At 52.1% G+C, this 12,163-nt stretch carries 11 protein-coding genes; 5 read left to right on the top strand and 6 right to left on the bottom strand.

The window, feature by feature from the left end:
- Positions 1-8 precede the first annotated feature (8 nt).
- The 3 genes from A1SC_RS06560 (at position 9) to A1SC_RS06550 (ending at position 2,621) form a co-directional block, all read left to right on the top strand.
- Positions 9-398 carry an allophanate hydrolase-related protein gene (locus A1SC_RS06560; protein WP_000214035.1) on the top strand — a complete coding sequence of 130 codons (390 nt, stop codon included), beginning with the start codon at positions 9-11 and terminating at the stop codon, positions 396-398.
- A gap of 25 nt (positions 399-423) precedes the next feature.
- Positions 424-1,647, top strand: coding sequence for a cytosine permease (locus A1SC_RS06555; RefSeq protein WP_016262685.1), 1,224 nt, complete (start codon positions 424-426; stop codon positions 1,645-1,647).
- A gap of 77 nt (positions 1,648-1,724) precedes the next feature.
- Positions 1,725-2,621: a LysR substrate-binding domain-containing protein gene (locus A1SC_RS06550; protein WP_016262686.1), complete on the top strand. Its 897-nt coding sequence runs from the start codon at positions 1,725-1,727 to the stop codon at positions 2,619-2,621.
- A gap of 93 nt (positions 2,622-2,714) precedes the next feature.
- Here the strand turns inward: A1SC_RS06550 and metE are convergent, their stop codons facing one another.
- Positions 2,715-4,976 (bottom strand): 5-methyltetrahydropteroyltriglutamate--homocysteine S-methyltransferase, encoded by a 2,262-nt coding sequence (metE, locus tag A1SC_RS06545; protein ID WP_016262687.1) that lies wholly within the window; start codon positions 4,974-4,976, stop codon positions 2,715-2,717.
- A 117-nt stretch (positions 4,977-5,093) separates the two neighbouring features.
- On the opposite strand from metE, the gene metR reads away from it, so the two are divergent.
- Positions 5,094-6,047: an HTH-type transcriptional regulator MetR gene (gene metR, locus A1SC_RS06540; RefSeq protein ID WP_016262688.1), complete on the top strand. Its 954-nt coding sequence runs from the start codon at positions 5,094-5,096 to the stop codon at positions 6,045-6,047.
- Here metR and bioP read toward each other — a convergent pair.
- The 3 genes from bioP to pldB form a co-directional block, all read right to left on the bottom strand.
- A complete protein-coding gene (gene bioP / locus A1SC_RS06535; RefSeq protein ID WP_001196250.1) occupies positions 5,935-6,834 on the bottom strand; it encodes a biotin transporter in 900 nt (299 codons plus the stop codon). The two genes, metR and bioP, sit on opposite strands and share 113 nt — an antisense overlap.
- A gap of 75 nt (positions 6,835-6,909) precedes the next feature.
- The gene (yigL, locus tag A1SC_RS06530; protein WP_016262689.1) at positions 6,910-7,710 is read right to left on the bottom strand and encodes a sugar/pyridoxal phosphate phosphatase YigL; all 801 of its coding nucleotides are present in this window, start codon (positions 7,708-7,710) and stop codon (positions 6,910-6,912) included.
- A gap of 15 nt (positions 7,711-7,725) precedes the next feature.
- Positions 7,726-8,742 carry a lysophospholipase L2 gene (gene pldB / locus A1SC_RS06525; protein ID WP_016262690.1) on the bottom strand — a complete coding sequence of 339 codons (1,017 nt, stop codon included), beginning with the start codon at positions 8,740-8,742 and terminating at the stop codon, positions 7,726-7,728.
- Between the two features lie 98 nt (positions 8,743-8,840).
- Between pldB and rhtB the strand changes: the two genes are divergently transcribed.
- Positions 8,841-9,461 carry a homoserine/homoserine lactone efflux protein gene (gene rhtB / locus A1SC_RS06520; RefSeq protein WP_000142511.1) on the top strand — a complete coding sequence of 207 codons (621 nt, stop codon included), beginning with the start codon at positions 8,841-8,843 and terminating at the stop codon, positions 9,459-9,461.
- A 59-nt stretch (positions 9,462-9,520) separates the two neighbouring features.
- Here the strand turns inward: rhtB and rhtC are convergent, their stop codons facing one another.
- Both rhtC and recQ read right to left on the bottom strand, forming a co-directional pair.
- Positions 9,521-10,141 carry a threonine export protein RhtC gene (rhtC, locus tag A1SC_RS06515; protein ID WP_000928833.1) on the bottom strand — a complete coding sequence of 207 codons (621 nt, stop codon included), beginning with the start codon at positions 10,139-10,141 and terminating at the stop codon, positions 9,521-9,523.
- A gap of 63 nt (positions 10,142-10,204) precedes the next feature.
- Entirely contained in the window at positions 10,205-12,034 is a 1,830-nt protein-coding gene (gene recQ / locus A1SC_RS06510) for an ATP-dependent DNA helicase RecQ (protein WP_024191924.1), read from the bottom strand.
- Positions 12,035-12,163 lie beyond the last annotated feature (129 nt).

The raw sequence follows: 12,163 nt of genomic DNA on the forward strand, positions 1-12,163 counted from the left end.
AGAACTCAATGACTACAACACTTTTAGCCGTTAACGGAACGCTGATGCGCGGCCTGGAACTCAACCCAAATATGCAAAAAGCGGGCGGCATTTTTGTCCGTGAAGACCGAACTGACGCCCATTACCGGTTGTGGAGTATTAACGATCGCCATCCGGGAATGATTCGCGTGAATGAAGGGGGAACACACGTCGACGTAGAAATTTGGCAACTGCCACTGGCCAGTTTTGCCGCTCTATTAATGAGCGAACCTGCCGGACTGGCAATTGGCAAAATCAAACTTGCCGATGGTAGCGAAGTGCTGGGCGTACTGGCAGAAAACTGGCTGACGGAAGGCCAACGGGAAATTACAGAACTGGGTAGCTGGCGCAAATACACCGGGCATTTTCATACTGTGTAACGCGCATTTATAAAGGGAACATACTATGCGTAAAAAAGAAGAGAATCTGAATACGGCATCAGGATTGCGTATTGCCATGATTTTGCTGGGTATTGCCGTCACACCTGTGCTGTTGTCATCCTCAAGCCTCGGCAATCAACTTTCCAGCGGCAGTTTAATTAGCGTCGTATTGTTAGGCGGCGTCATTCTGACCTTACTTTCTACCATCACCATTAGCGTTGGAGAAAAAGCCCGCCTGCCAACGTATGGCATTGTGAAATATTCGTTTGGCGAAAAAGGGGCCATTGCCATTAACATTTTGATGGCGATAAGTCTGTTCGGCTGGATTGCCGTTACCGCCAATATGTTTGGTCATTCGGTACATGACTTACTGGCCCAGCATGGGCTGGAAGTTCCACTGGCACTGTTAGTGGCGCTTGGTTGTGTCATTTTTGTCGCCTCTACGGCATTTGGTTTTGCCGTTCTGGGAAAAATTGCCCAGATTGCCGTGCCGGTTATCGCGCTGGTGCTGTGTTACATCCTCTATGTGGCAACCCATACCGAAGTAGAAGCACCAGCAGCGATAGTGGAGATGAATACGGGTGTCGCCGTTTCCACCGTTGTTGGTACGATTATTGTACTGGTTGCCACACTGCCTGATTTCGGTAGCTTTGTGCATAACCGCAAACATGCGCTGATTGCCGCAGGCGTGACGTTTCTGGTTGCCTACCCTCTGCTCTACTGGGCGGGTGCAACGCCGAGCGCCATTAGCGGTCAGGGATCTTTACTGGGTGCAATGGCGGTATTCGGTGCGGTTCTGCCCGCGGCGCTGTTATTGATTTTCGCCTGCGTCACCGGTAACGCGGGCAATATGTTCCAGGGCACGCTGGTGGTTTCCACGCTGCTTACCCGCTTTCCAAAATGGCAGATTACCGTGGCGCTGGGTATCCTTTCCGCCATCGTAGGCAGTCTGGATATTATGGCGTGGTTTATTCCGTTTCTACTGTTCCTCGGTATCGCCACGCCACCCGTTGCCGGAATTTATATCGCTGACTTTTTCCTTTATCGCCGTAATGGCTATCAAGAGTCAGTATTAGCCCAGGAGTCACAGATTAAAGTGCTGACATTCGCAGCCTGGATCATAGGCGCTGCGGTTGGCTTTATGACGGTAAAAGGCTTATTCACCCTGACGACGATCCCTTCGGTGGACTCTATTCTGGTGGCATGCATCGCGTATGCGATTCTCAGTCGGGTAAGTCAACACCGCTAATTCCTGGGTATACTCAAGCAATGATTACGGCTGAATCTGGAGTGATTCAGCCACTTTACCACTGACCAGGGAGCCTTATGTTCATCTCAGACGAAACGCTTCGTGTTATTCATCTGGTCGCCAGACACCAGAGCATTACCACCGCAGCCGAGCAGTTAAATAAAGTTCCTTCCGCCATCAGCTACACCATTAAGAAAGCAGAAGAGAGTCTGAGCGTTGAACTGTTCATTCGTAAGGGACGCTATATTGAATTATCTCCGGCCGGGAGTTACTTCATCGAACATAGCAAAACTATTCTGGGCGACCTGGAAGCATTAAAGCGCAACACAGTGCTGATTCACGATGGTATTGAACGTGAACTGACAATTGCGGTGAACAATATTATTCCTGGTGATTTGCTGGTGGCATTCATTCGAGATTTTGAACGGCAATTCACATCAACAACACTGACAGTAGATCTTGAGGTATACAACGGCTGCTGGGATGCGCTGTACAGTAAGCGTGCCGATCTGGTCTACGGTGCTCCTCATGCAGTGCCAAGCAGTGAAGGCATCATTAGCGAACCGGTCGGACAAATGGAATGGGATTTTGTCGTCAGCCCACTCCACCCACTGGCAGCGAAGCGGCATCCATTAGAAAACAGTGAATTGCGTCATTATCCGGCGGTTTGTATCCGCGATACCTCCGTTAATTTCCCCCCGATGCAAGCCTGGCTACTGGAAGGACAAAAACCCATTTTTGTTCCTGACTTCACTACGGCAATCGCCTTAATAGAACAAAACGTCGGTATTGGTTATATTCCACATCATCTGGCATTGCCGTTATTAAATAGCGGTAAATTACTGAAAAAGCCGATGCGCGAACATAAACACGCCACCAAGTTATTTCTTGCCGCTCGTTCCGATGGTATGGGCAAAGCCTGTCAGTGGTGCATTGAGTATTTAAGAAATCCGCAATTAATTTTCTGCTCCTGAAGATCCACTTAATACCAGGCACACATAGCAAAATGGCTTCCAGTGCTGGAAGCCATCATCGTACTGCAATTTACAGTGACTCGTTAATACTCATCACCCCCGACGCAAGTTCTGCGCCGCCTGCACCATGTTCGCCAGTGCCGCGCGGGTTTCTGGCCAACCACGCGTTTTCAGGCCGCAGTCCGGGTTGACCCACAGGCGCTCTGCCGGAATACGTTGTGCCGCTTTCTTCAGCAGGGATTCAATCCATTCCACGCTCGGTACGTTTGGCGAGTGAATGTCATAGACGCCAGGACCGATTTCATTCGGATAATCAAACTCTTCAAACGACTCCAGCAACTCCATGTCGGAGCGCGAAGTTTCAATGGTAATGACGTCTGCGTCCAGCGCCGCAATCGAATCCATGATGTCGTTGAACTCGCAATAACACATGTGGGTGTGAATTTGCGTTTCATCCTTCGCCACGGCGGCGTTGATACGGAAGGCCTCTACGCCCCACTGGAGATAGGCATCCCAGTCGCTGCGACGCAGCGGTAAACCTTCGCGCAGTGCCGGTTCGTCAATCTGGATGATGCCAATTCCAGCGGCTTCCAGATCCGCCACTTCATCACGCAGCGCCAAAGCGATCTGTTTAGCGATGGTTTCACGGCTGACATCTTCACGCGGGAACGACCAGCAGAGAATCGTCACCGGCCCCGTCAGCATCCCTTTCACCGGTTTGTCAGTCAGCGATTGCGCATACTTTGCCCACTCAACGGTAATCGGCGCCGGACGGCTAACGTCACCAATGACAATCGGCGGCTTAACGCAGCGGGAACCGTAGCTCTGTACCCAACCGTTTTGTGTGAAGACAAAACCGTCGAGATGCTCGCCAAAGTATTCCACCATGTCGTTACGTTCAGCTTCGCCGTGCACCAGCACATCCAATCCCAAACGTTCCTGCTCAACAATGGCCTGCTTGATATGTTCCGCAATACCCGTGCGGTAGTTGTTGGCGTCAAGATTGCCCTTTTTGAAATCCAGACGCAGGGTACGAATTTCCGTGGTTTGCGGGAAGGAACCAATCGTGGTGGTCGGCCATGCGGGCAGTTTAAAACGCGCACGCTGGGCTTCAGCACGCACTTCATAGACATTCGCACGCTGACTGTCCTGGGCGGTAATGGCTGCCAGACGTTTTTCTACCGCCGGATTATGTACGCGGGTTGAGTGACGGCGCGCCTGAATTGGTGCGCTCCACTCTGCCAGAGCTGCCGTGTCACCACTGTTCAACGCATCGCGTAGCAGTGCCAGTTCATGACATTTTTGCAGGGCGAAGGCAAACCAGCTTTTCACTTCTGCATCAAGGCGCGTTTCCACGCTCAGGTCGATAGGGCTATGAAGCAGTGAGCAGGAAGATGCCACCCATAAATCACGTTTACCGACAATGTCCTTAATTTGCGCATATTTCTCGGTGAGATCGGCGCGCCAGACGTTACGACCATTGACCAGTCCGGCAGACAGCAGCCAGTCAGAAGGCAGGCGCTTGTGTAGTTCTGCTATATCATCTTTGCCATGTACGAGGTCGACATGCAGACCCTGAACAGGCAGCGCAGTAATCGTGTCGAGGTTCGGTGTTACGCCTTCAAAATAGGTGGTCAACAGCAGTTTCACCTGCCCCTGCAGTGCATCGTAAGCAGGTTTATACGCGTCCAGCCACGCCTGCGGCAGTTCCAGTACCAGCGCCGGTTCGTCGATCTGTACCCACTCAATGCCACGTTTTGCCAGTTCCGCCAGAACTTGTTGATAAACCGGCAGAATGTCATTCAGCAGACTCAGGCGATCAAACTGTTCACCTTTCACTTTACCCAGCCACAGGTAGGTGACCGGTCCCAGTAGCACAGGTTTCACCTTGTGACCCAGCGCCTGCGCCTCATCCACTTCATCCAGCAACTGCGTCCAGGTCAGTTTGAATTGCTGCCCTTTAACGAACTCCGGCACCATGTAGTGATAGTTGGTGTTAAACCATTTGGTCATTTCCGCCGCCGCCGCAGGTTCGCCAGTTGGCGCACGTCCACGACCAATACGGAAAAGGGTGTCGATATCTACAGAACCATCTTTGTTCTGATGACGCGCCGGAACGTTACCCAGCAACAGGCTGGTGGTCAGAACATGATCGTACCAGGCAAAGTCGCCCACCGGCAGCAAGTCGATACCGGCCTGCTTTTGTTGATCCCAGTGACGGGCACGCAATTCACGCCCCACCGTCAGTAATTCTTCACGCGTGGAGTTCCCCGCCCAATAACTTTCTTGTGCTTTTTTCAGCTCGCGACGCAGGCCAACGCGAGGAAAACCGAGGGTGTGATTAAGAATTGTCATTATATGCCCCTTATGGAATTTTTAGTATTTAGACGTCCAGATGTTTACACATCCATAATTGGCGGTTACTGTATATTCCTCAAGCGCAAATTATTCATGCCGAAGTGAAGGACTTTCATGATCGAAGTAAAACACCTGAAAACGCTACAAGCGTTGCGGAACTGCGGCTCGCTCGCAGCCGCTGCGGCGACGTTGCATCAGACGCAATCCGCCCTGTCTCACCAGTTTAGCGATCTGGAACAACGTCTTGGCTTCCGGCTATTTGTGCGTAAAAGCCAGCCGCTACGCTTTACGCCGCAGGGAGAAATCCTGTTACAACTGGCAAACCAGGTACTGCCGCAAATCAGTCAGGCACTGCAAGCCTGCAATGAACCGCAGCAGACTCGCCTGCGTATCGCCATCGAATGTCATAGCTGTATTCAGTGGCTGACGCCCGCGTTAGAAAACTTTCATAAGAGCTGGCCGCAGGTCGAGACGGATTTTAAATCGGGCGTAACCTTTGACCCGCAGCCCGCGTTGCAACAGGGCGAGCTGGATCTGGTGATGACATCCGATATTCTGCCGCGCAGTGGCCTGCATTACTCGCCAATGTTCGATTATGAAGTGCGTCTGGTGTTAGCACCTGACCATCCACTGGCTGCGAAAACGCGGATCACGCCGGAAGATCTCGCCAGCGAGACGCTGTTAATTTATCCGGTGCAGCGTAGCCGACTGGATGTCTGGCGGCATTTTCTTCAGCCCGCAGGCGTCAGTCCGTCACTGAAAAGCGTCGATAACACCTTATTGTTGATTCAGATGGTTGCCGCGCGGATGGGTATTGCCGCCCTGCCGCATTGGGTGGTGGAGAGCTTTGAACGCCAGGGTTTGGTAGTGACTAAAACCCTTGGCGAAGGATTGTGGAGCCGACTGTACGCCGCCGTTCGCGATGGCGAGCAGCGTCAGCCGGTTACGGAAGCGTTTATTCGCTCAACGCGCAATCACGCCTGCGATCATCTGCCGTTTGTGAAGAGCGCGGAGCGACCCACTTACGATGCACCCACAGTGAGGCCAGGATCACCAGCGCGCCTGTAATAAACGTTGGCCAGTGCGGCTGTTGGTGCCAGATTGCCAGGTTAACCAGCAGCCCTGCCGGAACATGCATATTATTCATAATACCCAGCGTTCCGGCGTCCACCTGAGTCGCGCCGTAGTTCCACATAAAGTAACCAATCCCGGAGGCCACCACGCCAAGAAACACCAGAATGCTCCATTGCAGCGTAGTTTCCGGCATTTTCTGCGTATTGCCCAGCAAGAACCATGCAATCACCGCCACCAGGAACGCGCCGAGATAGAACCACGCAAAGGCGTTATGCTGCGGCATCGGGCGGGTTTCCATCAGGCGTTTATAGCCCACCATACCAATCGCGAAAGTGATATTGGAGAGTTGCACCAGCAGCAGGCCAGTCCAGAAATGGTCAGTGACCTGATCGTAACGAATAATACCGGCACCAATAACTGCCAGCAAGGCGCTAAAAGCGTAGCCCCAGCGCAGACGGCGCTTACTCATGATGTCATAAATCAGCGTGATGTAGAGCGGCGTCAGGACGGTAAATAACAGCAGTTCAGAGACAGTCAGGTAAAGATAGGCACGGAAACTAAGCATATACATAATGCCAAGCTGCATCGCGCCCACCAGCATATACAGGCCAATGGTTTTCAGGCTATTGCCTCGGGTACGCAGGAACGGCAGGAAAACGAGCGCCGCCAGGCCAACGCGTACCAGCACCGAAAAATAGCTGTCGACGTGCCCCGCAAGGTACTCGCCGTAAAAGCTAAAGGAGAAGGCCCACAGAATAGTGGTGATGATTAGTAGCGCCACAATGGAAAACTCTTTGATTAACGAGTATCCATTGTAGCGAAGTATCAGGTTGACAACTGAACAAATAAAGAACGATTACGATAAATAGAGCTTACGCAGATAATGCGGCACCGCGTCTTCGGCATTAGTCCCAATGACTTCCAGTTCCGGATGCAGATCTTTCAGACGCTGGTGCGCGCTGCCCATAATGCAACCTTTCCCCGCCATCGACAGCATTTCGGCGTCGTTCATCCCGTCGCCAAAGGCAATGCAATCCTTCAGACTGTAACCCAGTTTCTTCGCCACCGCTTCCAGCGCATGGCCTTTAGAAACACCGCCAGCCATCACTTCCAGACAGGTTAAGGTAGAGAAGCTGACGTTGACGCGATCGCCCCAGCGAGCATTGATTGCTTGCTCAAGTGGTAACAATTTTTCATGAGAATCGCAGGTGAAGAATACTTTGCTGACGCCTTCCGGCTCCAGCAATCCCGGCTCATACAGAGCATATTTGAATACCGCTTCTTTAAAAAAGCGCATCTCTTCCGGGCGGTGGCGGTTCATAAACCATTCATCATCACGATAAACGTTAGTAATGATGTCCGGGTTGTCGTTGACCACGCCAAACAGATCGCTGGCAATGTCATGATCCAGGTTATGAGCAAAAATCAGATTGCCATCGAGGTCGTGAACGCGCGCGCCATTGGAGGTGATCATGTACGACTTAATCTCCAGATTATCGCGAATTTGCCCCACATCGACGTGGTGGCGACCGGTCGCAAACACAAAGTTGATACCGCGCGCAGTGAGCAATTTCAGCGTTTCTTTGGCGTAAAGGGACAACGTATGGTCGGGGGAAAGTAACGTACCATCTAAATCAGACGCAACAACCTGATACATAAGAAATTTAAACCTCTATAACGAGCGACTTCCGCTGGATGTGTTATGCCGGTCGAAAAATTCGACGATGGCGTGGAGCGCGACTGAGCGCATTGCGTCCTTTTCAAAAAGGATCTCGTGGTACGCACCTTTAATTACCAGCGGTCGCCCTCCTTCTACAGGATGACCCGCTGCGGCGCGGAGTTCACAAAAACGGTCGTGCATACGGTTATCTACCACACGTTCTTCTTCGGCCTGCAAGAGAAGCGTTGGTGTGGCGTCATCACCCGCACCGGCTAACACCTGTTCGCCAGCCAGAATACTTTCGCGTACCCAATGGTAGGTCGGCCCACCGACGCGAATCGTTGGATCATCAGCATAGAAGCGTAAATTACGTCGATATCGCTGTCTGCTGTGGGTCAGTACATTGATGGCAAACGGCAGCGCGCGCCAGCGACCGGTGCCTATTGCATAGCCATCACGAAAACGTGGGTGCGCTTCAGCCCAGTTAAGGATTTTCCGCGCCATAAATGACGGCATACGAATCACAATACCGAACATTGGTGCAGTTAGCGCAATGGCGTCACATACACCTGGATGGCGTTGCAGAAATAATGTGGAGATCGCGCCGCCCATCGAATGCGCCAGTATATAGCGTTTACGCCACGGGCCTGGCTGGATCTCTTGTTGCCAGAATGCCGCCAGGTCATCGACATAATCATTAAACTGGTTCACGTGTCCGAGATGCGGATCGGCTAACAGACGACCGGAGCGTCCCTGCCCTCGATGGTCGATGATTAACACATCAAACCCCAGATGGAACAGGTCATAGGCTAGTTCGGCATACTTTACATAGCTCTCAATGCGCCCCGGACAAACGACGACTACCCGGTCATGTTGCGGAGCGCAAAAACGGACAAAGCGCACCGGAATATCATCCACGCCAATAAACTCTGCCTCGTCCCGCTGACGCCAGAAGTCAGTCAGTGGCCCCATCGTAAAAGCAGCAAACGCTTTTTCTCTTGTTTCCCAGTCTTTTTGCTGCTGAAACATCGGGTAATCTGCCTCTTAAACCTTTTTTAAGCGTGTCTGACACAACGCCGCGACAGTAGCGTATTGTGGCACAAAAATAGACTATCCGGGAGATTCCCATGACCTTTGAATGGTGGTTCGCCTACTTGCTGACATCGATCATTTTAAGCCTCTCGCCAGGCTCTGGCGCAATCAACACCATGACGACCTCACTTAACCACGGTTATCGCGGTGCGTTAGCGTCTATCGCTGGACTGCAAACCGGACTGGCGATTCATATTGTATTGGTTGGTGTGGGTTTGGGTACGCTATTTTCACGCTCGGTTATTGCTTTTGAAATATTAAAATGGGCAGGTGCCGCCTACCTGATTTGGCTGGGAATTCAGCAATGGCGCGCCGCCGGAGCTATCGACCTCAAGTCGCTGTCCCCAACCCAATCTCGCCGTCATTTGTTTCAGCGAGCCGTGTTTGTGAATCTTACTAATCCCAAAAGTATTGTGTTTCTGGCGGCGCTATTTCCACAATTCATCATGCCCCAGCAGCCACAACTGATGCAGTATATCGTGCTCGGCGTCACCACCATTGTGGTCGATATTATTGTGATGATCGGTTACGCCACCCTCGCCCAACGGATTGCACTCTGGATTAAAGGGCCAAAACAAATGAAGGCGTTGAATAAGATTTTCGGCTCGTTGTTTATGCTGGTGGGAGCACTGTTGGCATCGGCCAGACATGCCTGAAAATCATGTCGGATACGGCGAAACGCCTTATCCGACTTACTCTGATGACGCGTCAGGTATCAACGCGAAATAATCAAATGTATGCCAAATCCGGCAAATAACGCTCCGGCAAAACCATCGATCCACTTCGACAGGCGCTGATAACCACGGCGCATCTTCGGCAAAGCAAACAGGCTGGCAACGACGGTAAACCACGCCAGCGTTTCGATAATGATCAGCGCGAAAATGCCCCAACGAGCGGTGGTGCCGACGTTATCACCGACAAACAGCGAGAACACCGAACCAAAGTAGATAATCGCTTTAGGATTGGCGAGATTCGTCAGCAAACCTTTCAGGAAACTGCGTCCACTTTTCGCCAGTTCCACCTGTGGTGCAGGCGCGGAAACCGTCTCTTTTTTCAGTGCGCCGCGCAGCATCTGGTAACCCATCCAGCAGAGATACAGCCCACCGCCAACCATAATCAGCGTATGCAGCCAGGCCATTTTTTCGATAATCAGATGCAAGCCAAGCAGCGCGATCCCTGCCCAAACCATTACACCACAGGTAATACCCAACACGCCCATCATCGCTTCTTTACGGGAACGACTAACGGCAGTCTGAGAGACAAAAAAGAAATCGGGACCGGGACTCATAAGCGCCACAATATGCACCATGGCAACGGTGAGGAATAACATCAACATACATTTGACTCGTGGGGAAAACGTTTACGGAATATTCATCCTGGCACTTTTTTATGCCGATGACTACTCTTCGTCGTCGCCGTCGACATGCGCGCGGATCAGCGTCATAAACGGTTTGCCAAAGCGTTCCAGCTTACGCATCCCGACACCGTTAACGCTCAACATTTCGCTGGCGGTGATCGGCATCTGCTCTGCCATCTCAATCAGCGTTGCATCGTTAAACACGACATATGGCGGAACATTGCTTTCATCAGCAATAGACTTCCGCAGTTTGCGTAATTTAGCGAACAGCTTGCGGTCATAATTGCCGCCGAATGATTTCTGCATCACCTTCGGTTTAAGCGCCACAATACGCGGCACGGCGAGTTGCAGAGGGGATTCGCCACGCAGCACCGGGCGCGCGGCTTCTGTCAGTTGTAGGGCAGAATGCTGGGCGATGTTTTGTGTCACCAGACCGAGGTGAATCAGTTGGCGAATTACGCTCACCCAGTGCTCATGGCTTTTCTCACGCCCCATGCCATAGACTTTCAGTTTGTCGTGACCGTAGTCGCGGATACGCTGGTTATTGGCACCGCGAATCACTTCCACCACATAGCCCATACCAAAACGCTGATTCACCCGGCCAATGGTGGAAAGCGCAATCTGCGCATCGGTTGAACCGTCGTATTGTTTCGGCGGATCGAGGCAGATATCGCAGTTACCGCACGGCTCCTGACGACCTTCGCCAAAATAGTTCAGCAACACCAGACGGCGACAGGTTTGCGCTTCGGCAAATGCGCCCATCGCATTGAGTTTATGGCGCTCGATATCCTGCAACTGCCCTTGTGGCTTTTCTTCCAGACAACGACGCAGCCACGCCATATCGGCCGGATCGTAAAACAGCATCGCTTCCGCTGGCAGGCCATCACGCCCGGCGCGACCGGTTTCCTGATAATAGGATTCAATGTTGCGCGGAATATCAAAATGCACCACGAAGCGAACGTTAGGCTTGTTGATGCCCATGCCAAACGCCACGGTCGCCACGACAATTTGCAGATCATCGCGCTGGAATTTCTCCTGCACATCGGCGCGGACATCGTTTTCCAGTCCGGCGTGATACGCTGCTGCGCTAATCCCCTTGCTTTGCAGACGCGCGGCGGTGTCTTCCACTTTCGCCCGACTGTTACAGTAAATAATGCCGGACTTACCCCGCTGTTCCTGCACGTAACGCATCAGTTGATCGAGTGGTTTGAACTTCTCCATCAACATGTAGCGAATATTCGGGCGGTCAAAACTGCTGATTTGAATCAGCGGATCGTTCAACCCGAGCAGGCGCACAATATCTTGTCGCGTGGTGTCGTCGGCGGTGGCTGTCAGCGCCATAAATGGCAGCATCGGGAAACGCTGGCGCAGTTGACCAAGCGCGGCATATTCCGGGCGGAAATCGTGTCCCCATTGGGAAATACAGTGCGCTTCATCAACGGCTAATAAGACAGGATTCCAGTGCGCCAGATGCTCAAGGAAGTTATCCAGCATCAGGCGTTCTGGTGCGATATACAGCAGGCGAATTTGCCCGGTACGGCAGCCAGTCATCACTTCAAGCTGCTGCTCGCGGGTTTGCGTTGAGTTAAGGCACGCCGCCGCCACACCGTTGGCTTGCAGTTGATCCACCTGGTCTTTCATCAACGAAATCAGTGGTGAAACAACAACGGTCAGGCCGTTCAATAACAACGCAGGAATTTGATAACACAGAGATTTGCCGCCGCCGGTTGGCATAACGACGAGGCAATCGCGACCGGAAAGTACGGTGTCGATAATTTCTTCCTGGCCTGGGCGAAACTGTTGGTAGCCAAAGGTTTCTTGTAAAACCTGTTTAGCTCCGGACTCCAGATTCAACACTTCCGCCTGCGCCACATTCACCCCGATTGCCTGAAATAAAAACAGGCGCTATTTTCAGCGCCTGAGCGAGAAACTGCAATGCTTTTAGCGCCAGGATGGATAACGTTGGAAGTAAGATTCCAGTTTTGCCTGCCGCTCAACTCG

The organism is Escherichia sp. KTE52, assembly GCF_000408325.1.
In the GTDB taxonomy this organism is placed as follows: Bacteria; Pseudomonadota; Gammaproteobacteria; order Enterobacterales; family Enterobacteriaceae; genus Escherichia; species Escherichia marmotae.

Bases quoted from the DNA above. Each gene is read 5' to 3' on its own strand.
- A1SC_RS06560 (WP_000214035.1), top strand. From the start codon at position 9: ATGACTACAACACTTTTAGCCGTTAACGGAACGCTGATGCGCGGCCTG.
- A1SC_RS06555 (WP_016262685.1), top strand. From the start codon at position 424: ATGCGTAAAAAAGAAGAGAATCTGAATACGGCATCAGGATTGCGTATT.
- A1SC_RS06550 (WP_016262686.1), top strand. From the start codon at position 1,725: ATGTTCATCTCAGACGAAACGCTTCGTGTTATTCATCTGGTCGCCAGA.
- metE (WP_016262687.1), bottom strand. From the start codon at position 4,976: ATGACAATTCTTAATCACACCCTCGGTTTTCCTCGCGTTGGCCTGCGT.
- metR (WP_016262688.1), top strand. From the start codon at position 5,094: ATGATCGAAGTAAAACACCTGAAAACGCTACAAGCGTTGCGGAACTGC.
- yigL (WP_016262689.1), bottom strand. From the start codon at position 7,710: ATGTATCAGGTTGTTGCGTCTGATTTAGATGGTACGTTACTTTCCCCC.
- pldB (WP_016262690.1), bottom strand. From the start codon at position 8,742: ATGTTTCAGCAGCAAAAAGACTGGGAAACAAGAGAAAAAGCGTTTGCT.
- rhtB (WP_000142511.1), top strand. From the start codon at position 8,841: ATGACCTTTGAATGGTGGTTCGCCTACTTGCTGACATCGATCATTTTA.
- rhtC (WP_000928833.1), bottom strand. From the start codon at position 10,141: ATGTTGATGTTATTCCTCACCGTTGCCATGGTGCATATTGTGGCGCTT.